The organism is Halolactibacillus alkaliphilus (assembly GCF_900115465.1).
Classification (GTDB): domain Bacteria; phylum Bacillota; class Bacilli; order Bacillales; family Amphibacillaceae; genus Halolactibacillus; species Halolactibacillus alkaliphilus.
Genome location: NZ_FOWN01000020.1, coordinates 25191 through 47169, shown reverse-complemented (window position 1 = coordinate 47169; position 21979 = coordinate 25191). Strand labels below are relative to the sequence as shown.

The following is a 21979-nucleotide window of genomic DNA, read 5'->3' as shown; positions in this document are numbered from 1 at the left end:
GTTTCAGTAAAGACTTGATTGTTGTAAAGAAGACTTCTATGATTCCAACGCATAACATCAATGCGGATGATGTTTTTTCCTTTAGTTGATGTAACAAAAGTATAGAACTCACTCACTGATCACCATGAAGATAAGGCTGTTTTAGATTTTTAACCATACCAATCACAGCAAATCCTTATTCCAGAATATTATTAACAAATTGCAGCGTTGTAAATCAAGAATCCATCAAAACATACGATACTTCAATTCCTAAAGATAGTACACCATCAATTATATCAAGGATTTGTTCATGTGCTAATTACAAAGTGTTCAAACGTCTTTTATAGCCTGAGTTTTTCTTATCAATATTACATGAGGTATAGCTAATTCAATATTCACCATCCGTTGCATGAGCCTGATACCACTTTGTTCTGCTACCTCTTTGTTGTATCGCCTTTTGGTCTTTACCACAGCGTTTTCTTCGGTGTGAGCGATACATCTTCCTTCTTGTTTTCGGAGTTTTTTTAACTTACGTTGCTTCTATAACGTTTGCTTACTTCTTAACCTTCCGTTTGATATATATGAATTTTCCGTTCATCAGTGCAAGTGTTTGCGTCCGGATTCCTTCAGATTCTCCCTCACGGAAGACACCTTTGCCATTCGCTAACATTTCTTACCTTCAAGCCTGTAGTGGGCTTTCACCACCAAGTTACTATCCATGCCGAACACATTAAAAAGACTCAACTTGTTGTAGCCGAAAAGCCAAGGTCTAGTGGAATAAAAGTAAATAAAAACCCCCGCAAGATATCGTAAACGTATTCACATTGTGATAAGTTGGATATAAAAGTAGCTGAACATGTACATTGTCATTACGGCACTCTCTCTATTTTTTTCTGCAAAATCAGAACCTCTTCGAGAACTATTTTACACTTACACGTTGGTTCTGATTGTTCTAATACTATTTATATGTTTAACTTTTCACATTTAAGGATATACTTTACTAACTTGTTTAAGTAGAGGATGAGATAATGATGTTAACCGTTTACCTTTATTTTAGTCACCGTTGTCAAGAAGATGATGTTCTTCAAAAGCTAGCCCCCATCATTGAGCGTTATGATGTAACGCTCACAGATAAGATGAAAGAAGCTGACTATATTTTTTCGATAGGAGACGATGGTCATTTCCTTCACACCTTACGCACATGTAAGTTTCGAGAAGACGTCGTCTTCGTTGGTATCTCTCAAACAGAGGAAACGAACTTTTATACGACATTCGGGATTCATCAATTAGAAGACGTCATCAAAAACATTACCGATCAGCCGACTTTAACAGAACATGAATTACTTAAAGTTCAGATTGATGATAGTAAAGACCTGTATGCAATCAACGAAGTGAGCGTGCGTTCAAGTATCATTAAAGCTATCGCCATTAATGTATCGATTGATCAAACACCATTTGAACATTTTGTTGGTGATGGCATTATTATTTCCACACCCACAGGAAGTACCGGGTATAATCATTCTGTTGGCGGGGCTGTCATTGACCCCGATTTAGATTTACTTCAGATGACGAAAATCGCGCCAATCAATACAAACGAACACAAGACATTTAAGGCCCCCCTTTGTTTGTCGAGAAATCGAAAACTTACACTTGAAGTGATTCAAGACGGAAACGATTTCCCTATTATCGGGATTGATAATGAAGCTTATCCGGTCAATACGACGAAGAATATCCATGTCGAATTATCGAATCGTAGCGTCACATTATTGTTCCAAACAAATGATGCCTATATCCATCGATTAAAACATTTATTTTTATAAGGCATTATTCTTATAAACAATTTGCCCATCAATCATCGTCATTTTAACCGCAATAGCCGAAAGATCCTCAGTATTCACATGAAACGGGTTAGCTGCTAGTATGGTAAAATCCGCAGCATAACCTGTTTTTATTTGTCCTCTTGTCGCTTCTGTATTCGTTGCGATGGCGCTTTTCTTTGTATAACTCTCAATCGCTTGATAGACGGTAAGCGCTTCTTCTTTCGTATAGCTTTTTCCATCATAGATCGAACGTCGATTCACAAACACTGCGATGCCTTTGAGCGGTGACACATCTTCAATCGGTCCATCAGAACTCCCTAATATAGGAATACCGGATTGTGTTAAGGTATTAAATCGGTATAACTGTTGGGCGCGTTTTTCTCCCAGACGGTCGATGACCCAAGGGAAATCTGAACTTACAAATAGCGGCTGAACATCTAAAATAATCGGGACGTCTTGCATTAGCGCTATTGCTTTATCACTAACAAGTGATGCGTGAATTACCCGGTCAGGTAACGAACTGGTGGATGGGTATTGTTTTAATAACTTTACAAGCGTTTCGATAGCCCTGTCACCAATGGTATGCGCCGCAATGGCTAAATGATGCTTTCGAGCCGTCTTGATTAACGCTTCTAATTCTGCCTCTTCATGGATATATAAGCCAGAAGTTGTGGCATTATCACTATACGGTGCGTTTAACCACGCCGTTCGACCACCGAACGCACCATCCACAAATATTTTCATCGCGCCAAACGTATAATAAGGTAGAGCTTCGCTTTTTGAAGGATCTAATAAATAGTTTGTTAAGACATCATGATGCACAAGGGCATGTGTTTTAAACGGCGTTCGTCCTTCCTGTATGTGAGCTCTAAATGCCGCTGTGACTTTCTCATAACTCTCTGAACCAAAATAGCTAAGGTCTTCGGTATGACCGCCAACTAATCCTTTCGAGACTAAATGCTCAACACTTAGAGCTATCATGCGCTTTAAATAGGGAACGTCTTTTTCTGGTTCACTACGTTTAATGAGTTCCTGAGCTGTGTCCTTAAAATATCCGGTTAATCGTCCACTGTCATCTTTTCCAATGTAGCCACCAATCGGTGTTGGTGTCTCACGTGTCACACCAGCGAGTGTCATCGCTAACTGATTGGCGACAAGGGCATGGCGACAAACACGGGTAAGCACAATAGGGTGCTTAGTTGAAATCGCATCTAATTCTAACCGGTCAATGATGCGCGTATCGTCCCACTGATTATCATTAAACCCTTCAGCAATTAGCCACTCATCCGGTTGTAACGTGTTCACTTTTTCTTCAATTGCCTTTAGTACAGCTTGCCTCGAATGGATAGTGGATAAATCCAGACGGTCTAATTTTTCACCTAACCACAGCATATGTACATGATTATCGATAAATCCTGGAAAGACTGTAGCTCCTTGTAAATCAAGGATGTCATCACTTTCTTCTATGTAACTTTCTGCTACTTTTTTATTGCCTGCATACAAAATATGATCTGCTTCTACTACAACCGCTTCAACGGTATCTTCTACATCCGCCATCGTATAAAATGTCCCATTTAACATAAGCATTCGCACACGTGATCACTCCGACTATTTTTACTTAAACGATAGCAGAATCTAAAGGAAAAGAAAAGAGTAGCGCTTCATTAGCTCTACTCTTTTTAAAATGCTTATTTAGATTGTGATTGACCAGGTGCTTGATTACTCATTTGTTGTTCAGCCATTTTCACTAAACGTTTAGTAATTTCGCCACCAACAGAACCATTTTGACGTGCTGTTGTATCTGGACCAAGGTTGACACCAAACTCTTGTGCAATTTCATATTTCATTTGATCAAGGGCTTGATTTACACCAGGTACAACAAGACGATTTGAGCTTCGATTTGAATTCCCTGTCATGTCGTTTCACCTCCTCTTTACTACACCGTTAATATGTGTCAGAGTCAGTGAATCAATACAGAAAAACCAATAGTAGTTATTGCCAACTTTTAATTTTTTTAAACATGTTTCACAAAATAATATCCTTTAAAATAAATCATCAACATCGGGTTCATGCGTGTCAAATGGTTTAATCGTTAATACTTGTGTATCATTGATACACGCTTCAATATCTGCTGTTAGATCGAGTAACCCTTCAAAATATTCTACTTTGTCTTTTTTGGGTTTCGTTTTCGGCGAATTCGGTACAAACACCGTACAGCAATCATCAAAAGGCCGGATTGAAATCGGATACGTACCGATTTCCTCAGCAATCGTCATGATCTCACTTTTGTCCATCGCAATCAATGGACGCATAATAGGATAGTTTGTAATGGCGTTAATCGCATGCATACTTTCCATCGTTTGACTGGCCACTTGTCCTAAGCTCTCACCCGTAGTAATTGAAAGTATGTCATTTTTTGCGGCGATGCGTTCAGCAATTTTTAACATCATTCGTCGCATCACGGTCATAGAATAACCATGCGGGATTTCACGATGTAGTTTTTGTTGTAAAGCTGTAAAAGGAACGATATGAACCTTGATTTCTCCACCGTAGGTTGTTAATTCCTTTGTTAAATCTAATACTTTTTGTTTGGCCGCTTCACTCGTATAAGGAGGTGAGAAAAAGTGCACCATCTCAAGTCTTACCCCACGCTGCATCATTAAGTATCCTGCGACTGGACTATCAAAACCACCCGAGAGTAGCAATAACGTTTTCCCTGCTGTGCCTACTGGCAAACCTTTTCGTCCAGGAATCTTTTCCGATGTGATATAGGTTGCTTCTGGTCTAATATCAACATGAATTTCAACATCGGGCTGATGGACATCAACCGTAATACCGTCAGTATTTCTCAATAAATGTCCACCCACCAATTGATTCATTTTTTGCGAGTCAATCGGGAAGGTTTTATCTGCACGGTTTGTTGTCACTTTAAATGTGTTGACATTATTAACTTCCTTTAAAGCAAAAAGCGCGGCTTCTTTAATCACTTCTTCTTCATTCTCAACTTTGATTGCTAAGCTCATCGATTGAATCCCAAAAATCCGTTGCAAGATTGGAATAAGTGGCGCGGGATTCACACCATTTAAAAAGATGCTTAAACGATCTCTTGTTGTTTTAATTTTGATTTCTGGATAAGCTTTTAAATGATGACGGATATTTTCATGTAGACGGTTATAAAATACTTTGCGATTTTTCCCTTTAAGTGATAACTCGCCATAACGAATTAATATATGATCATATTGCATAATTTCTACCCCATAACTTGACTAAGTTCTCTTAGTATTTTTTGTAGCGCTCGGTAAAAGAGCTCTATTTCTCCTTCAGAATTCTGATAAGAAAAACTAATTCTTAAAGCAGATTTCGTTCGATCAGCTGGTAAATTGATCGCTTTTAAGACAGCACTCTCATCTGGACTCTTAGATGCACATGCTGACTTTGTTGAAACAAAAATCCTTCGTTCTTCTAATGCATGCACAATCACCTCTGGTTTATAGCCTGGTACAGAGAAGTTAATAATATGCGCTGCCGCATCTTCTGGTGTATTAATGACGACCTGTTTAATTGTAGATAATCGAGAAATAAGATGTGATTTTAATTCACGTAAATGACTTGGATGATGCATTTGTTGTTCACTTACCATACGCATCGCCTTAACTAATGATACAATACCAGCGATATTCTCGGTTCCTGAACGCAAGTTCCCTTGCTGGCCACCGCCATGAAAGAGCGGAAATAATTGAACATTATCTTTTACATACAATAATCCCGTTCCTTTTAAGCCATGAATTTTATGTCCTGAAATTGACAACATATCAATATGATTGCGTTTAATATCTAATTCAATTTTCCCGTAGCCTTGAACGTGGTCAACATGAAAGAACGTATATTTTTTTGACGCTAAAAACTCTCCAATTCCTTGAATTGGTTGTATTGTACCCAGTTCATTATTAATATGCATGACCGATACAAGGATTGTATCGTCACGTACCACTTTTTTAATGTCTTCTAATTCTATAACACCTGATGCATCGACGGGTACATAGGTCACTTCAAAACCGAGCGTTTCAAGTGCTTTAAACGATTCAAGGACGGATGGATGTTCAATTGTTGTCGTCACTAAATGCTTACCATGCTTTTGGTAACGAAATGCAATACCTTTAATGGCTAAATTATTTGATTCTGTTCCACCTGATGTGAAAATAATCTCTTGATTACTTACACCGAGCATATTTGCCGCTTGCTCATATGCTTTGCGCAACAATTTATCTGCATCGTAGCCGAGTTGATGCTGACTCGATGGATTGCCGTAGTAGTTCTCAGACACGGTTTGATAACTTTCAATAACCTCTTCATGTGGTTTGGTCGTAGCACTATTATCAAAATAAATCATCAGTGGTTACTACTCAAAATATGGATAGATGTATCATGAAACATCTATCGAGTAGCCTCTCCTTTCTTCCTTAGAGACTTATAAACAACACCAGTATTTTCTCCAGTGCTGTTATAAACGATTTAGCTCATTCTTATACGCGTGCCATAAGTCATTCAATCATATTCCTTGTCTAATTTCAAGTCATCCTCTTGTTTTAACGTGCTTTTACCGAAATCCATATATTCACTCTCTCATTAAAACAGCCTCAAACGTTGGTGATTGTTTGAGGCATATACGTATGCTATTCACTTATTCCCAGTGCAATAAGAAGTTGATCAACGGACACCGGCTGATCCTTTTCAAAAGAATACAGGATATCATTAGCTGAACTACTTGCCTGTTGATAAACATTGTCTGACGTCTCATTTATCGTCTCTTCATCTGAAGATCCATCTGTCTCAGTTTGTTCTATAATGTCAAATCGTTTAATTGAAGCCGCATACTCATAATACTCTGGCGTATCTAGCGCTTTGACCTCACTATAGCTAAGCGTTGGTGTTTGTTGAATGACATAGATCACACCAAACGCTCCCCAGATAGTTAAGGTGAAAATCACCATACTGATGATTGAAAAAACTTTCATCTCAAGTCCCTCCTGCTAAATCAGTAAGGTAACTCTATGCGTTCTTCTAATCGTTGCACGGCGCCTGGTGCAACTTCTTCAAGAGCTTGAGCAGATAATTCTAACGCTGCTTCATATTGTTCTTGATAAAACAGTTGCTCCGCTTCAAGCAACTTAGCTTGAAGCATAGGGTACTGACTTCGGTAACGATTCGCATATTGAATTACTCTCTCTGTTAAATAAGCTTGCTCAATCATAAGTTGAACCTTTTCACTGAATATATCGACATTTGAACGGAGTTCTTTAATCTTTGTACTTACTTGTCCCATATTAAGCGGTTGTTCTTCCAGCAAATCGTGAATAGTGTTAATTAGCTGGTGATTAGCAACACACTGTTGTTTTGTGCTAGAAGGCACCCCCGGAAGATTACTTTTTTCGAGGCGTTTTTCCAAGTTAAATAACTCACGTTTTTTCGTTTCAACTAATTGTTTGGCTTCTAATTCATCCCGACGAATGGAACGTACTTGTTCTCTAAAGTCAACATGTGATTGATTAAATTTCTTTAATTCACTTTGATTTAACTCGAGTTGTTCCTTCAGGCTTAGGTAACTTTGCTTTACTATAGACAAACTATTAAGCAGTTGATTATGTTCTTTCTCAAGTTGATGCATCCATTTTTCTAAGTTTTCATAAAGCTCAAGGTCCGATCCTTCAAGCAGGTACGTTTGTTGGAGCGTTTTTACCTCTTCATCTGTTGCATCAAATTCTTGTAAGGCTTCTTGAACTTCTTCAGTAAATTGGTCGACATGTTTATCTAGGTAATGCTTTGCTTTTGCCTCTTTTTCTAACATAAGATAGATTTCTTGAATACGATCTTCAGCTGCACTTAACCAATCATAGATTGCAGGGCTCTCTGCTTGTTCTATTTGGGTTATGTAAGCTTTCACACTCTTATCCATCTCTCTCAACTCGTTAAGCAGACCTTCGTCATTGATGCGATAACCTTCTCGCTTCATTTCTTTAATACCATTCTTTAGCTCTTGAATTTGATCAGGTAGATCTCGTGTGATTTTTTTATACAGAAGTGGAAATTCATCGATTTGCAGACCTATTGCATCTAGACTGGCTTTAATTTTTTCCACATGTTGACGTGCTTCAAAGTAATTTCCATCATCACACATCTCATAAAAAGTATCGATTAACTGCTGTTGTTCATCTAGAGCCCTTTCAAATCTTTGTTCGGCTGGTCCGTATAGATGACGATTTTCTAACAAAACATGGCGCAATTCTCTTAATATCGGTGTGACATCTTCAATCGCTTGACGACTTTGCTTTTCTGAATCTAATAAATCTTCAAGTTCCTGAAGAATCGTTTTAATTGTATCTTCATTCTTATTTAAAATGGATTCAACAGTCGATAAATTCTTTTTAGCACGTTGAACTCTAAAGCGGTCAGCTGCTTCTTCTGCATCAAATAGATATTCTTCAATGTCTGGCAGTTCTCGCGTTAATATATGGTCCCACGTTTCCTTCCAGTATTCAAATTTATCTTGTGTTTCCCCGGAGAGATTTAATGCTTTTACTCGTTGTAATTCTGCACTGACTTGCCTATGCATCATGTCCATTTTCCACGCTTCAAGTTGATCAACTCGGTCATACACCCGTTTTCTTAATATGAGTCCAATAATAATCACGGTGATTGCGATTAAGACAACCCCAATTATGTAGGAAGTAAAGTCCCCCATATAAATCCTCCTTCAATACACGCTTTATGTTTTATGTATTTATATCCTCTTACCGTATGTTTAATTAATAGCACACTCTTTTGAAATATAGCTATCCCTATCATACCATGAACAACCTATATTTGGCTAAAAAAAATCAATTATTTTCAGAATCCAACAATCAATGACTCCCATCGACATATTCATTGCTTTAGCTTTAAATGCGCGATATAATCACACAATAACATTGAGAAAAACAAGGGGGATTTATATGTTTGAACCGACAGCTTATAATGCATCAAAAGAAAAAAATTACCAACTGCTTATTAAACAACTCGAAGCGCTTATTGAAGACGAGCCTGACCTTATTGCAAATTTATCTAATAGCAGCGCATTATTAAATCAATTTTTAGCTGATATTAATTGGGTTGGCTATTATTTAATGAAAGAAAATGAACTCGTTCTCGGACCATTCCAAGGTCTCCCCGCTTGTGTAAGAATTGCTTTAGGACGTGGCGTATGCGGTACCGCAGTATCTGAAAAACAAACAAAACGAGTAGAAGACGTTCATCAATTCCCAGGCCATATCGCTTGTGATGCGAACAGTAAATCTGAAATTGTTGTGCCGATCATAAAAAACGACGAGGTCATTGGCGTTCTGGATATCGACAGTCCATCACTCGACCGATTTGACGAGATTGATCAGCATTATTTAGAAGTATTCGTAAGAACACTCGAAAAATACGTATAAACTTTTTTTCATTACTTTCCGTTGACAATTCTGCCTGTTAGTCATATAATAGACTTTGTGTAAAAAAAGGTAGCCTTTGTGAACCACCGGTTGTCCATTTTGTTCCTTGACTTACTATGAGCAAGGTGTATCGTGTAACTCTCTGCTGCTGGAGCGATGGTACATGAAAATAAAATGGCAGACGATTATGGAACACATTATCTTGTTTTATGCAAAATCTAATTATAAAGGAGAGAATGCACTATGGCTCGCTATACAGGTCCTGTATGGAAAAAGTCTCGTCGTCTCGGAATTTCATTAACTGGTACTGGTAAGGAGTTAGATAAACGCCCTTACGCACCTGGACAACACGGTCCAAACCAACGTAAAAAATTATCTGAATATGGTTTACAATTACAAGAAAAGCAAAAACTTCGTTTCATGTATGGTGTAAACGAACGTCAATTTGCAACTTTATTTGAAAAGTCTGCAAAAATGCAAGGTGTACATGGTGAAAACTTCATGATTCTTCTTGAATCACGTTTAGATAACCTTGTTTACCGCCTAGGTCTTGCACGCACACGTCGTCAAGCTCGTCAATTAGTAAACCATGGTCACATCACTGTTGACGGAAGTCGTGTTGATATTCCTTCATACAGCGTAACACCAGGTCAAACAATCGCGGTTCGCGAAAAGTCACTAAAACTTACTATTATTGCTGATGCAATTGATGCTAACGCTTTTGTGCCTGAGTACTTAACTTTTGATGCTGATAAATTAGAAGGTACTTACTCACGTCTACCAGAACGTTCTGAATTACCAGCTGAAATTAACGAAGCGCTTATCGTTGAGTGGTACTCACGTTAATTTTATTTTAAACGAATTAAGTATAAGAAAAACCTTAGAGACATTGATATATCAATGTTACCTAAGGTTTTTTTGTTGTTTCAAACCATGTTAAATTAGCAGGTAAATACACAAAATAACATTCGTTTGGGGCAAGGATTAGGGCAGAATTTTTTACAACACTTTTAGCGTGGGCATGCTTTTGGAAAGGAACACTTTTATACTTTATCTCTCATATTTGCAGAATAAGAAAATCGGCCATTTTGTCACTTGTGTTATTACGAAGTTCACTACGATATGTTACCGTAATAGCAGCGAGCAGTGAAATAAGCATAATCGCCTTAAATGGATTAATACTTGTAATTGAACTACCTCCCGCCAAACATTCTAACGAATGCTTGAGGAGTATGTCTTCTCATGCTAAAAAGAGAAGATAAATCTTATCGAACTGACACATTGCTTAGCACTAATTCGTATGTACCTTAGTATTTAATAGTGAAAGGGATGTCACATGAGATAAAGGTGTCGTATTTTTCAACGTCACTTAAGGCTTTTTATTATATCTTAATAACAATACCTTATGATTGCCTATGAATTGTTTCTCATTTATAATAGAAATTAGGAGAAATCACCAAAGTTTCATATATACTTAACCCAACTTATGTAGGAACTTACTGGTTACTCAGCAGCTAATTTCGTGTTCGTGATAACCTGTTGGGGAACTAGCTTATGAAAAAACTGTAAAATTGGAGAGGAAATTATGTATCAACAACTAAGTCAAGAACGTCATCTTTTGAGAATTTCTGTTTACGGCGCTTTATTCTTTGCCATTTCAGGCATCGTCTTTGGCATTATATCAGGCGCTCAGATGATTGTCTTTGACGGCTTGTATTCACTAATCAGCTTAATCCTATCTACAATCTCTTTATTTGCTTCACATTACATGAGAAAAACAGATATTAAAAACTTTCCATTTGGAAAAGATAAGATTGAGCCACTTGTCATCATCATTAAATATTTGGTTATACTCGTTTTAGTTGTATCCTCATTCACTTCTGCTGTTATGGCTTTACTTAGCGGCGGTAGAGAAGTTGATATTAACTTAGCACTAGTATACTCTGTCTTAAGTACGATCCTTTGCATCGGCATCACTTTCTATTTAAAAAGTCATGCAAAAAAATCAAAATCAGGTCTCTTACATGCTGAAGCCAACCAATGGGTAATGGATTCCCTTGTTAGCCTCGGGGTTGTCGTTGGATTTATTATCTCGCTCATTTTTACTAATCTACCGGCACTTTCTGGTTTAATACCATATATTGACCCTATTATGGTTGTGATTGTATCTGTGTATTTTGTGAAAGTCCCTATAAGTGAAATGGGCTCTGGTTTACGAGAAATACTTGACATGCCACCGAAAGGAAAAATGCCAGATCAAATCAAACAGCATATCAAAACACTTAAAACGACCCACGAATTTAAAGAAGCCTTTACTCGAGTTAGTAAAGTAGGACAAACTCTTTGGGTTGAGGTAGATTTTGTTGCAGAAATCGATAACGAAATTATCGAAACAATATCTGAACAAGATAGTATTCGAGAAGATATCCATCAGTATTTATCACAATATCCTTACGAAATTTGGTTAACTGTCTCATTCACAGAAGATCGTAAGTGGGCCATTTAACGAATTTAAACAGAAGTCACCCATCCTCTCTTGGTGGGTGACTTCTGTCGTTCAGTATAAGAGTTTCTCTTGGTAATCCTCAACGCGTAAAAAAGTTCGGCACATAAAGTTATTAAGAGCTTACCCAACAAATATTCTGATCTAAGATTTGAAAAAACAATCAACTTAAAATAAACCAAGAACCAACTGAGTTCAAATTGACTTAGCTGGCTCTTATTTAAACTGTTAACTTATTTGGTGATATTCAATAAAAAATATTTCTTTTTTCCTCGACGCACAATCGTAAATGCACCGTCGATTAAATCTTTATCCATCAATTGGTAATCTAACTGTTGATTCCGCTCACCATTAACATAGATGGCGCCGTTTTGAATATCTTCTCGTGCTTGACGTTTTGATGCAGCTATTTTAGCTTCAACCAACAAGTCAACTAGCGTTTGACTATCCAGCGTAATATCAGTTGAAGGGACATCTTTAAATCCTTGTTTAATTTCTTCACCATTTAACTGTTTGACATCACCACTAAAGAGCGCTTCAGTAATACGCTTTGCCTGTAGCAACGCCTTTTCACCATGTACCATTGATGTCACTTCTTCAGCAAGCTTTATATGTGCTTCGCGTTTTTCTGGTGCCTCTTTAAGTGCTATTTCAAGGGCATCAATTTCCTCCATTGTTAAAAACGTAAAGTATTTCAAGAACTTAATTACATCTCGATCATCTGTATTGATCCAAAATTGATAAAACTCATAAGGACTTGTCTTCTTTTTATCTAACCACACTGCCCCTCCTGCAGTTTTTCCGAATTTCGTCCCGTCAGCTTTAGTAATTAACGGAACAGTCAAACCAAATACTTTAGCTTCTTCTCCTTCTTTTCTCGTCCGTCGAATAAGCTCCATACCCGCAGTAATGTTCCCCCACTGATCGCTTCCCCCTATTTGAAGGGTACAATTTTCTTTATCAAACAAATTCATAAAATCATATGACTGCAAAATCATATAGGTGAACTCAGTAAAACTAATACCATTTTCAAGACGTGACTGCACTGAATCCTTTGCTAACATGTAGTTAATACCAAAGTGTTTACCCGTGTCACGCAAAAATTCAATTAACGTTAGTGAACCTAACCATTCTTTGTTATTCCTAGCTCGAGCACCATTATTCGAATCATCAAACGATAAGATCTGAGCTAACTGTTTTTCTATTTGCTGGCTAAAGTAATCAACTGTCTTTTCATCATTTAATTGACGTTCATCTGTTCTTCCACTTGGATCACCAATCATACCCGTCCCGCCACCGATTAAAGCGATTGGACGATGACCTGCTTGTTGAAAACGTTTCAACATAAGTGCTGGCACTAAATGGCCGATATGCAAACTATCAGCTGTCGGATCAAACCCGCAATAAAGTGTCACAACGTTATCAGTTAAATGTTGCTTTAACCCTTCTTCATCAGTAAATTGTTGAACTAAGCCTCGTTGCTCTAAATCCTTAATAATATTCATCATTTGTCTCCTCACATCTCTTTAATATTATAATTCAGCATGAATAAAAAACACAAAAAAACAGTGTCTTCAAATAGGGACGAATTATCTTCGCGGTACCACCCTAATTGCATTCACTGCCACTTCATTCGTTAACGATATCACTACCGTCTTTTTGCCAAAGACAAAAAGAAGCTCAAGCACGTAATTCGTCATATCACTGTATACTGACTCTCACCAACCGTCAGCTCTCTGAGAAAAGGGAGTGAATAACTACTTCATACTATCAACGCTGTTAAAATATGCTATTGCTTATATTTTTAACACAGATAGAAATATTAAGCAAGCTTTTTTTAAAAGAAAATGGGGTTTTAATCGTACCATCCTTACTATGTATGTTATAATTGATGTTGGAATTTTAGGAGGTTAATATTATGGAACAATCAAATCAAGATCATACATTTAAAAAAATATGGGGGAAACTACGACACACTCTCCCTAAAATATTCCGTATCAGTTATGATGTTTCGTGGAATATTCTATTATTCTTTATTATTGCGTTGGTTGTTGGCGGCTTTTTCATTGGCGGACTTGGCGCCGGATACTTTGCAGCACTTGTAGAAGATGAGCCACTTCGTAGCTCAGAAGAGATGACAACAGCAATATATAATTATGAAGAGACGTCTGAAATTTACTTTGCTAATAATATCTTCATGGGGGAAGTGAGTTCAGAGCTTCACCGTGAAGAAGTGGAAAAAGAGCACGTTTCTGAGTACATTATTAACGGTATTATCGCGACGGAGGATGAATATTTCAACGAACACAATGGCATTGTACCTAAGGCCATACTCCGCGCTATTTTTCAAGAAGTAACCGGGTCTGCTACCCAAACGGGTGGTAGTACACTCACGCAACAAATTATTAAAAATCAAATACTAACTAATGAAGTATCTTTTGATCGTAAGGCGAAAGAAATCATGCTCGCGTTAAGATTGGAGCATTTTCTAGAAAAAGAAGATATTCTTGAAGCTTACTTAAACATCGTTCCTTTCGGACGTAATGCAAACGGGAGAAACATTGCTGGTGTTCAAACGGCTGCGAAAGGCATTTTTGGTGTGGATGCAGATGAGGTAAACTTAGCGCAAGCGGCATTTATTTCCGGGCTTCCACAAAGCCCCATTATGTATAGCCCATTTACCAATGGCGGGCAAGTTAAGACTGAAGAAGGACTTGCACCTGGGCTTGACCGAATGAGAACGGTTCTTGATCGTATGTTAAATAACAACTATATAACACAGGCTGAATATGATGAAGCGCTTGACTTTGACTTAGTAGCTAGCTTTACTGAAGGTAGCCCATCAACTTTTGAACAATATCCTTATTTAACACAGGAAATTGGAAATGAAGCTGTTGATATCTTTAAAGAGAAATTGGCCATCGAAGATGGTTACACAGCAGAGGAATTGCATTCAAATGCCAGCTTAATGGAGCAGTATGAAATGCTTGCAAACAGAGAGATTTCTCAAGGCGGATATAAGATTCATACGACAATCATAAAAGACATTTATGATGCATTCCAAGAAGTAAAAGATAACTATAATAATTATGGACCAAATAAAATCGCGAAAAATAATGCCACACAGCAAACCATCATGACAGAAGACCCTGAAACAGGCGAACTGATTCCTTACAATGCACCTGTTCAAGTAGGAAGTTTTTTACGCGACAATAAGACGGGTGCCATTTTAGCGTTTGTTGGTGGTCGTGACTTTAACTTACAAAACCGAAACTTTGCAACCAACGCACCTAGACAGATTGGTTCAACAGCTAAGCCCTTACTCGTTTATGCACCAGCTTTAGAGGAAGGGATACTACAACCTGGATCTATTATCGCAGATGCCAAATTCACTTACACTGATGCAAGTGGTTCTTGGAGCCCTTCAAACTTTAGTGCAAGTCGTTACTACGGACTAACCACCGTAAGAAACGCTTTAAGAAATTCATATAATGTGTCGGCCGCAAGTGCCTACATTGATTTGCTCGAAGTCGCTAATCCTGTACCAGATTATTTACTTAAAATGGGGTTCACTAATTTCCCTGAGAGTAACTATCGTTTACCTTCTATGGCATTAGGAAGTCATAATGCTACAGTTAAAGAAAACACCAATGCTTATTCAACTTTCGGTAATAACGGAGAGTATACCGATAGCTTTATTATAAGTAAAATCGAAAGTGTTGATGGCCGAACAATTTATGAACATGAATCTGTCACAGAACGTGTCTTTAGTCCTGAGACAAGCTACTTAATGCTTGATATGATGCGAGACGTGCTAACAAATGGTACAGGTACATCGGCAAGAAATAGCTTATCAAATCCTGGCGTAGACTGGGCTGGAAAAACCGGTACATCAAATAGTTTCAGAGATACTTGGTTTATTGCAACGAATCCAAATGTCACGCTTGGAAGTTGGATGGGATATGAATATGAGCAACAATTAAACACTGGGTATAGTGGCCGTAATCAAGTTTTTTGGGCTCAACTAGTTAATGCTGCAACAGCTGTTGCGCCTGAAATTATGGCACCTAGCGAGCGCTTCTCACAACCTAACAATATCGTTTCTCGTTCATTTAGTTTAGTATCAGGTTTATCACCATCCAGTCTAACAAGTGCATTAGGTCTAGTTGGAACAGATATATTCAATGCAAAATATGTACCAAAAGAAGAGGATTATAGTATTATTTCAGCCAATGTCGTTAATGTCGGCGATAACGCTGTCTTAGTTGATGATCAAACACCTAACGAATTCACATCCGAACGCGGCTATATGTTTAATCCTGAGTGGCTTAAAGACAAAGGATATGATAAACTGAGTGACCTTACTCAGCTTTACCCTTCAAGAAATGGAGGATGGGGACGCTTATTGCTACCTAACTTAAGCAATGATGACGTACAAGATAGCGGTCAAAGACCTACAGCACCATCTAACGTTTCTAAGTCAGGTAATATCTTGACATGGCAACAATCGCGCAGCTCAAATGTGATTGGTTACCGCATTTACCGTGCTAATGATCCTGACAGTAACTTTAACTTATTAGACTCTACAACAAATACTCAATACAATGTAGGTAATGCACCAGCAGTGTATCAGATACGTGCGGTTGATTACTTTGGTCGTGAATCACAGCCTACACGCCCATTTATCGATGGAGATTTCTCTGAAGAAGAGCCAGAGGAACCGGAAGAAATAGAAGAGCCAGAAGAACCAGAAGAGGAAACTAATACTGCAGAACCAGAAGAAGATACCCCTTCTGGAAATGGATCAAACAATAGCTCTTCTAACTAACATCTAGACTATTTCTAATAAAAAAGCATGATTTGATAAGAACGTCATTTAAATAAAAAAATACAGCCACAAAAAACCGCTAAAACAAGAAGTAGTATCCTGTTTTAGCGGTTCTCTTTTCTCGCGAAAAATAGTGTGAACTTAAATTTACTCGGAAGTCAATTCTTGACCGATTTCTAAAATCACAATCTCTACTCGACGATTTCTACGCCAATTCTCTACTGAGTCATTCGGGGCTATCGGACGTGTGTCACCATAACCTACCGCAATAAACCTTTCTTGATCTAAATTATGTTGTTCTAAAATAAACCGAATAACCGAACTTGCCCGAGCACCAGATAACTCCCAGTTTGATGGATATACAGTTGTTGATATTGGTCGATTATCTGTATGACCCTCTACCCTTACTTCATTAGGAATATTCGTTAAAAGTAAACCAACTTTATCTAAAAATGGCTCTCCCTCGCTTTTAACATTTGCTTCTGCTGTCTCAAAAAGCACGCGTTCCTGCAGTATGAGTACAACGCCCTGATCTGTTCTATTTGCACTTATTACATCTTGTAAATTATTCTCTTCAAGGTAACCTTCGACTTCCTGTAATAACTCGTCTAACTCTTCTTTGTTGTCTTCAGTCGACTCATCAAGATCATCAACATCTTGATCAAATAAATTATTTTTAAAGTCTGTTGCACCTTCTTGATTTTGATTCGGATTTGAATTTTCAGTTGGATTTTGCATGTCTAAATTAGATGGAAATCCTGTGAAAATCATTCGATTCCTAAACGATTCTGCAACTGCTTCAAATCTTGCAGCATCAATTTGTGACATGGAAAACAATAAAATAAAGAAGACTAAAATTAAGGTCATCATATCGGAGAATGTTGTCATCCATGCTGGAGCCCCTTTTTTAACTTTCTTTTCAGGACGCTTCATTTGTTACATCCTCCACTTGTACACCTTCATTCTCTTCCCGACGCTTTCTCATATCATCAGAAAGAAATGCACTAAGTTTCTCTTTTAATATACGCGGATTTTGTCCTGACTGAACACCAATGACACCTTCAACAACGATTTGCTTCATAAAAACTTCTTGTTCTGTTTTACTTTCTAGTTTACCCGACATAGGAATAAAAACTAAATTAGCTAATACCGCACCATAAAAAGTTGTCAGCAAGGCAACGGCCATCTGAGGACCTAAAGTAGATGGGTCGTTTAAGTCATTTAACATCAAAACGAGACCGATCAACGTTCCAATCATCCCCCATGCCGGCGCATACTCTCCAGCTTTTTCTAAAATCAATCTGCCTTTAGAGTGACGGTCTTCCATTGCCGTAATTTCCGCATTCATAATATCATGTATCACTTCTGGTTCAATACCATCAATCGCAAGTAATATGCCCTTTTTAATAAAAGGATCTTCTACATTTTCTAATTCTGTTTCTAATGCCAGTAACCCTTCTCGTCTTGCGCGCTCAGATAAACGTTCAAAGAGAGAGATAAGACCTTCTAAGTCCATTTCATTTTGACTAAAGGATTCTCTAACAACACGCCCCATTGATTTGACTTGATCAATATTAAAATTAATTAAAATGGCTGCCATTAATCCTCCGAGTACAATAATAATCGAAGCCACTTGGATGAATGCTGCAAAACCACCAAGACCTGCACTCGAAATGATACCAAATGAAATCATCACAATACCCAATGTTATACCTATCGGTGTTAAAATGTCCGTTTTCTTCATATACTCTCTCCTTAATTCTCGAGAAATCAAATAAATTTTGTGTGCAATAAGCACACAAAATTTATATCGGCACTATATTTATTTTGTTGAGTTTCTTTCGATAATTTGGTGCGGAAGTACGACAGTATTTTCCGAAACTTCCTCTTTATTCATATATTTTGTTAAAAGACGCATAGCGACAGCACCAATATCATACATTGGTTGAACAACCGTCGTCAATGTTGGACGAACCATTTGGGCTAATCTTGTATTATCAAAACCAACAACTTCTATATCGTCTGGCACTTTAAGCCCACGATCTTGAATGCCATGAATCACACCTAAAGCAATTTCATCCGAGGCCACAAAGATTGCAGACGGCATCTCTTTTGCTTCAAGTAATGTTTCAACCGCTCTTATACCGGATTGATAACTTAAATCACCTTTAATAAGAAACTCTTCTCGCACGTCTATTTCAGCGTCTTTTAATGCACGCTTGTACCCCTCGAATTTCAATGCATTAGCTGTTGTTTCCTCCAATCCAGTCACGAAAGCGATGCCTCTATTACCGCTATCCATTAACATTTGAACAGCCTCAAATGCTGCTTGTTCATAATTAATATTAACTGATGGTGTCTTTTCACTCGGGTCAACGGTTGCTGCAAGTACTATAGGCACTGGCGAGGTTTTAAATTGATTAATGTGCTCTTCTGTTATCTTTCCACCCATGTAAACAATACCATCGACTTGTTTTTCAAGCATGGAATTGATAAGTTTAATTTCTTTGTCAATATTTTGATCTGAGTTGCTTAAAATAATATTGTATTTATACATATTAGCAATGTCATCAATACCTCTAGCAAGCTCTGAAAAGAAAATACTCGAAATATCCGGAATAATTACCCCTACCGTAGTTGTTTTTTTACTTGCTAGCCCTCTAGCAACAGCATTAGGTCTATAACCTAACCTTTCAATTGTTTCAAGTACTTTTTTACGTGTAGCAGGTTTAACGTTCGGATTGCCATTTACAACACGTGATACTGTTGCCATGGAGACGTTTGCTTCGCGCGCAACATCATATATTGTGATATTCATTTTCTTTCATCCTCCTTCTTTTTTTTCACTGTCTAAATGTGTGTGTGTATAGTATAGACTAGCTTTTATAGATATATCAAGAAAATCTCTAGTCTAGTATACCAAATTTCTTCAATGTCTGCCTTAATTTCAAATGTTTTTTTGCCAGGATAAGAAAACAGAAAAAAGCCTCCCACTAGTCGTATTGAACTGCTACCTGTCAAGTGGACAGTAAAAAACAAAACGATTCATTTTAGCTGGTTAAACTTATTAGTTCATTACAGGTCTTTTTTGGTTAACTCTTGATGATTCTGCGTTGTTATTCAATCGCTAACGGCGGACCTTTGCCAAAGGGCTTATCTTCAGACTGTGCTAACCCCTTCGGCATCGCCACCTTAAGCTCTTGAATGACTTAAAAACAAGCTTCTACAGAGGTTTCGATCATCTCTTTAATCAACACCCTCGTATACTTCACGTTACAACTTTGGTGCCAGTCCCTTGAAAGTCAACGTCACTCTTCGTCAGTTATAAAAATCAATATAATTATTGATGCCATGCTCCAATTGTTCGATTGGCTGGTTGTCATACAATAGCCAGCTCTCAACATGCTTGGTGTGAACCCGTATTTTTCTTTCAAATCATGATACATATGAGATGTATATTAATATCCTTGATCACTATGAATAATCGGTTGTACGTTTGTAACGGCTTCGCTTATCATACTTTCCACCAAATGATTGTCGTTTTGATTTAAAAGCTTAAAGGCGACGATTTTTTCAGTTCATTTCTTTTAATTCAAATTCCAGCTGTTCGGTTTCTGTCATGGCTTCTTTGTTAGATTTTTTTCGGCCACATCGATCAAGCAGCCCATCTTTACCATCTAAGTCATACTTCTGCACCCAACTATATAGTTGTTGATAGGACGCGTTTACCTCTCAGCTTCCGACTGATAGTCTCGATTGTGTCTTAAAGCAAAATCTATAATTTCCTAATGTTCTTCCAGTGTCGTTTTTTTACCCTTCATCCTATTTACACGTCCTTTACCAGTGGATTTCTTACCACTAGTATAGGCCTTGATCCAGGAAGATAAAAGAGAATCCTATCCTCTTTCATTTCTGTTGTATAAACAGTCTTCTGGTGCTTACGCTTTAATCCTTTTTGACCCTGGCGATGATACTTTTAAACCCATCCCCTTATTAATTTAGTGGAACAGTTATACTCACGTTCTAATGATTTAAATGAGTGCCCTTCATTCACGTGTTTTAAAACAATATATAATTTCTCTTCATCAGACCACCGTTGATTTTTGCGCATAGAAAAAAACCCCCAACAAATTAGTGTAGAAATTTACTATTCCTACTGTCCACTTTGTTGGGAGCATATCATATATGTTTAACTGAGAAGCTTTTTGTTTTTTATTTTCTTACCGCTTCCATAAATGCATCAAATTGTTCAAAATTCATTTGTTGTTGTTGATCAGAAAGAGCAACAGCTGGGTCTGGGTGAACCTCTGCCATAACGGCATCAGCACCAATCGCAATAGCTGCTTTTGCGGCTGGAATAAGTAAGTCACGTCGACCTGTAGAGTGTGTAACATCGACCATGACAGGTAAGTGTGTCTCTTGCTTAAGAATCGGTACAGCTGTAATATCAAGCGTGTTACGTGTCGCTGTTTCGTAAGTTCTAATTCCTCGCTCACAAAGAATGATATTACTATTACCACGTGAATGGATATATTCAGCTGCGTTAATAAAATCCGATACTGTTGCGGACATTCCACGTTTTAAAATGATCGGTTTATTAACTTCACCTGCTGCCTTTAGTATCTCAAAGTTTTGCATGTTACGAGCACCTATTTGAATCATGTCCAGGTATTCTGCTGCTTTCTCCATATCTTGTGGGCGAACAATTTCACTTACAACAGCTAAATCAAATTCATCACCAATACGTCGTAAAATTTCTAATCCCTCAAAACCAAGTCCTTGAAAATCGTAAGGACTCGTCCGCGGCTTAAATGCGCCACCTCTAATCATATTTAACCCGTGTTTTTTAATTTGTTCCGCTACTTTTCTTACTTGTTCGTAAGACTCAACCGCACAAGGTCCACAAACAAAATGGGGCTGTCCATCCCCGATTTTTTCACCTTTAATATCAATGATTGTATCTTCGCTTTTGCGTTTACGTGACACAAGCATTTCCTTATGGTAATCTTTTTCTTGTAACTCTAGTCCAGCTTTAAAAATTTCCTTAAACAAATGAATAATCGTCGCATCTTGAAACGGTCCTTCATTTTGATTTTTAATTTTTTCTAGCATCTGGTGTTCTCGTACAGGATCATATTTTTTATCTGGACCTTGGTTTGGCTTTGATTTGGCTACTTGCTTGACTAATTCTCCACGCTTATTAATTAAGCTTAGTAAGTCCATATTCAGTTCATCAAGCTGTTCTCTAAGTAAATCTAATTGTTCGTTTGACATCTAAATTCCCCCTGTAGTTAATGTATATTTTACCTATTCCTTAAAAACATGCATCACATGTTTGAAAACGAAAGAATGAATAATTAGCATTCATTATAGCTAAAAT

Annotated in this window: 17 protein-coding genes, 1 pseudogene and 1 other annotated feature; of the genes and pseudogenes, 5 read left to right on the top strand and 13 right to left on the bottom strand. The window is 37.6% G+C overall.

All coding sequences use genetic code 11. The features are described 5' to 3' along the window. Positions 1 to 1010: 1010 nt before the first annotated feature. Positions 1011 to 1799, top strand: coding sequence for an NAD kinase (locus BM163_RS09095; RefSeq protein WP_170243708.1), 789 nt, complete (start codon positions 1011 to 1013; stop codon positions 1797 to 1799). On the opposite strand, the gene BM163_RS09090 is transcribed toward BM163_RS09095, so the two are convergent. The 6 genes from BM163_RS09090 to BM163_RS09065 all read right to left on the bottom strand — a co-directional run bounded on the left by BM163_RS09090 (position 1794) and on the right by BM163_RS09065 (position 8538). Further along, the gene (locus tag BM163_RS09090; RefSeq protein WP_229675544.1) at positions 1794 to 3386 is read right to left on the bottom strand and encodes an amidohydrolase; all 1593 of its coding nucleotides are present in this window, start codon (positions 3384 to 3386) and stop codon (positions 1794 to 1796) included. The two genes, BM163_RS09095 and BM163_RS09090, sit on opposite strands and share 6 nt — an antisense overlap. Positions 3387 to 3487: 101 nt before the next feature. After that, positions 3488 to 3715 carry an alpha/beta-type small acid-soluble spore protein gene (locus tag BM163_RS09085; RefSeq protein ID WP_062321009.1) on the bottom strand — a complete coding sequence of 76 codons (228 nt, stop codon included), beginning with the start codon at positions 3713 to 3715 and terminating at the stop codon, positions 3488 to 3490. A gap of 126 nt (positions 3716 to 3841) precedes the next feature. Then, positions 3842 to 5044 (bottom strand): tRNA uracil 4-sulfurtransferase ThiI, encoded by a 1203-nt coding sequence (gene thiI, locus BM163_RS09080; RefSeq protein ID WP_089802372.1) that lies wholly within the window; start codon positions 5042 to 5044, stop codon positions 3842 to 3844. Between the two features lie 5 nt (positions 5045 to 5049). Then, positions 5050 to 6189: a cysteine desulfurase family protein gene (locus BM163_RS09075; RefSeq protein ID WP_089802370.1), complete on the bottom strand. Its 1140-nt coding sequence runs from the start codon at positions 6187 to 6189 to the stop codon at positions 5050 to 5052. Between the two features lie 283 nt (positions 6190 to 6472). Then, a complete protein-coding gene (locus tag BM163_RS09070) occupies positions 6473 to 6814 on the bottom strand; it encodes a hypothetical protein (RefSeq protein ID WP_089802368.1) in 342 nt (113 codons plus the stop codon). Positions 6815 to 6834: 20 nt separating this feature from the next. Continuing rightward, positions 6835 to 8538, bottom strand: a complete 1704-nt coding sequence (locus tag BM163_RS09065; protein ID WP_089802366.1) for a septation ring formation regulator EzrA — start codon at positions 8536 to 8538, stop codon at positions 6835 to 6837. Positions 8539 to 8788: 250 nt separating this feature from the next. Between BM163_RS09065 and msrC the strand changes: the two genes are divergently transcribed. The 3 genes from msrC to BM163_RS09050 all read left to right on the top strand — a co-directional run bounded on the left by msrC (position 8789) and on the right by BM163_RS09050 (position 11774). Then, positions 8789 to 9268, top strand: a complete 480-nt coding sequence (gene msrC, locus BM163_RS09060; protein ID WP_089802364.1) for a free L-methionine (R)-S-oxide reductase MsrC — start codon at positions 8789 to 8791, stop codon at positions 9266 to 9268. A 243-nt stretch (positions 9269 to 9511) separates the two neighbouring features. Further along, the gene (gene rpsD, locus BM163_RS09055; RefSeq protein WP_089802362.1) at positions 9512 to 10114 is read left to right on the top strand and encodes a 30S ribosomal protein S4; all 603 of its coding nucleotides are present in this window, start codon (positions 9512 to 9514) and stop codon (positions 10112 to 10114) included. A gap of 739 nt (positions 10115 to 10853) precedes the next feature. Further along, positions 10854 to 11774 (top strand): cation diffusion facilitator family transporter, encoded by a 921-nt coding sequence (locus BM163_RS09050; protein WP_089802360.1) that lies wholly within the window; start codon positions 10854 to 10856, stop codon positions 11772 to 11774. Positions 11775 to 12004: 230 nt separating this feature from the next. Here BM163_RS09050 and tyrS read toward each other — a convergent pair whose 3' ends face one another. Further along, positions 12005 to 13276, bottom strand: a complete 1272-nt coding sequence (tyrS, locus tag BM163_RS09045) for a tyrosine--tRNA ligase (protein ID WP_089802357.1) — start codon at positions 13274 to 13276, stop codon at positions 12005 to 12007. A gap of 72 nt (positions 13277 to 13348) precedes the next feature. Continuing rightward, positions 13349 to 13554, bottom strand: a binding site (T-box leader). A 135-nt stretch (positions 13555 to 13689) separates the two neighbouring features. Between tyrS and BM163_RS09040 the strand changes: the two genes are divergently transcribed. Next, positions 13690 to 16599, top strand: coding sequence for a transglycosylase domain-containing protein (locus BM163_RS09040; protein WP_089802355.1), 2910 nt, complete (start codon positions 13690 to 13692; stop codon positions 16597 to 16599). A 147-nt stretch (positions 16600 to 16746) separates the two neighbouring features. Here BM163_RS09040 and motS read toward each other — a convergent pair whose 3' ends face one another. The 6 genes and pseudogenes from motS to BM163_RS09020 form a co-directional block, all read right to left on the bottom strand. Continuing rightward, complete coding sequence (gene motS / locus BM163_RS09035) at positions 16747 to 17532, bottom strand: flagellar motor protein MotS (protein ID WP_089802353.1); 786 nt, start codon at positions 17530 to 17532, stop codon at positions 16747 to 16749. Continuing rightward, complete coding sequence (motP, locus tag BM163_RS09030) at positions 17519 to 18343, bottom strand: flagellar motor protein MotP (RefSeq protein WP_089802351.1); 825 nt, start codon at positions 18341 to 18343, stop codon at positions 17519 to 17521. Before motP ends, motS begins: the two co-directional genes overlap by 14 nt. Positions 18344 to 18421: 78 nt before the next feature. Continuing rightward, positions 18422 to 19417, bottom strand: a complete 996-nt coding sequence (gene ccpA, locus BM163_RS09025) for a catabolite control protein A (protein ID WP_089802349.1) — start codon at positions 19415 to 19417, stop codon at positions 18422 to 18424. Positions 19418 to 20172: 755 nt separating this feature from the next. Beyond that, positions 20173 to 20316 (bottom strand): annotated as a pseudogene (locus tag BM163_RS13665) (helix-turn-helix domain-containing protein); the annotation flags it as partial. Positions 20317 to 20575: 259 nt separating this feature from the next. Further along, a complete protein-coding gene (locus tag BM163_RS13660) occupies positions 20576 to 20710 on the bottom strand; it encodes a transposase (protein WP_143088209.1) in 135 nt (44 codons plus the stop codon). A gap of 101 nt (positions 20711 to 20811) precedes the next feature. Next, positions 20812 to 21873: a bifunctional 3-deoxy-7-phosphoheptulonate synthase/chorismate mutase gene (locus tag BM163_RS09020; protein ID WP_089802347.1), complete on the bottom strand. Its 1062-nt coding sequence runs from the start codon at positions 21871 to 21873 to the stop codon at positions 20812 to 20814. Positions 21874 to 21979 lie beyond the last annotated feature (106 nt).

Bases quoted from the DNA above. Each gene is read 5' to 3' on its own strand.
- BM163_RS09040 (WP_089802355.1), top strand. From the start codon at position 13,690: ATGGAACAATCAAATCAAGATCATACATTTAAAAAAATATGGGGGAAA.
- BM163_RS09090 (WP_229675544.1), bottom strand. From the start codon at position 3,386: ATGCTTATGTTAAATGGGACATTTTATACGATGGCGGATGTAGAAGAT.
- BM163_RS09020 (WP_089802347.1), bottom strand. From the start codon at position 21,873: ATGTCAAACGAACAATTAGATTTACTTAGAGAACAGCTTGATGAACTG.
- motP (WP_089802351.1), bottom strand. From the start codon at position 18,343: ATGAAGAAAACGGACATTTTAACACCGATAGGTATAACATTGGGTATT.
- BM163_RS09075 (WP_089802370.1), bottom strand. From the start codon at position 6,189: ATGATTTATTTTGATAATAGTGCTACGACCAAACCACATGAAGAGGTT.
- BM163_RS13660 (WP_143088209.1), bottom strand. From the start codon at position 20,710: ATGCGCAAAAATCAACGGTGGTCTGATGAAGAGAAATTATATATTGTT.
- BM163_RS09050 (WP_089802360.1), top strand. From the start codon at position 10,854: ATGTATCAACAACTAAGTCAAGAACGTCATCTTTTGAGAATTTCTGTT.
- rpsD (WP_089802362.1), top strand. From the start codon at position 9,512: ATGGCTCGCTATACAGGTCCTGTATGGAAAAAGTCTCGTCGTCTCGGA.
- BM163_RS09095 (WP_170243708.1), top strand. From the start codon at position 1,011: ATGTTAACCGTTTACCTTTATTTTAGTCACCGTTGTCAAGAAGATGAT.
- ccpA (WP_089802349.1), bottom strand. From the start codon at position 19,417: ATGAATATCACAATATATGATGTTGCGCGCGAAGCAAACGTCTCCATG.
- BM163_RS09070 (WP_089802368.1), bottom strand. From the start codon at position 6,814: ATGAAAGTTTTTTCAATCATCAGTATGGTGATTTTCACCTTAACTATC.
- thiI (WP_089802372.1), bottom strand. From the start codon at position 5,044: ATGCAATATGATCATATATTAATTCGTTATGGCGAGTTATCACTTAAA.
- msrC (WP_089802364.1), top strand. From the start codon at position 8,789: ATGTTTGAACCGACAGCTTATAATGCATCAAAAGAAAAAAATTACCAA.
- tyrS (WP_089802357.1), bottom strand. From the start codon at position 13,276: ATGAATATTATTAAGGATTTAGAGCAACGAGGCTTAGTTCAACAATTT.
- BM163_RS09085 (WP_062321009.1), bottom strand. From the start codon at position 3,715: ATGACAGGGAATTCAAATCGAAGCTCAAATCGTCTTGTTGTACCTGGT.
- motS (WP_089802353.1), bottom strand. From the start codon at position 17,532: ATGAAGCGTCCTGAAAAGAAAGTTAAAAAAGGGGCTCCAGCATGGATG.
- BM163_RS09065 (WP_089802366.1), bottom strand. From the start codon at position 8,538: ATGGGGGACTTTACTTCCTACATAATTGGGGTTGTCTTAATCGCAATC.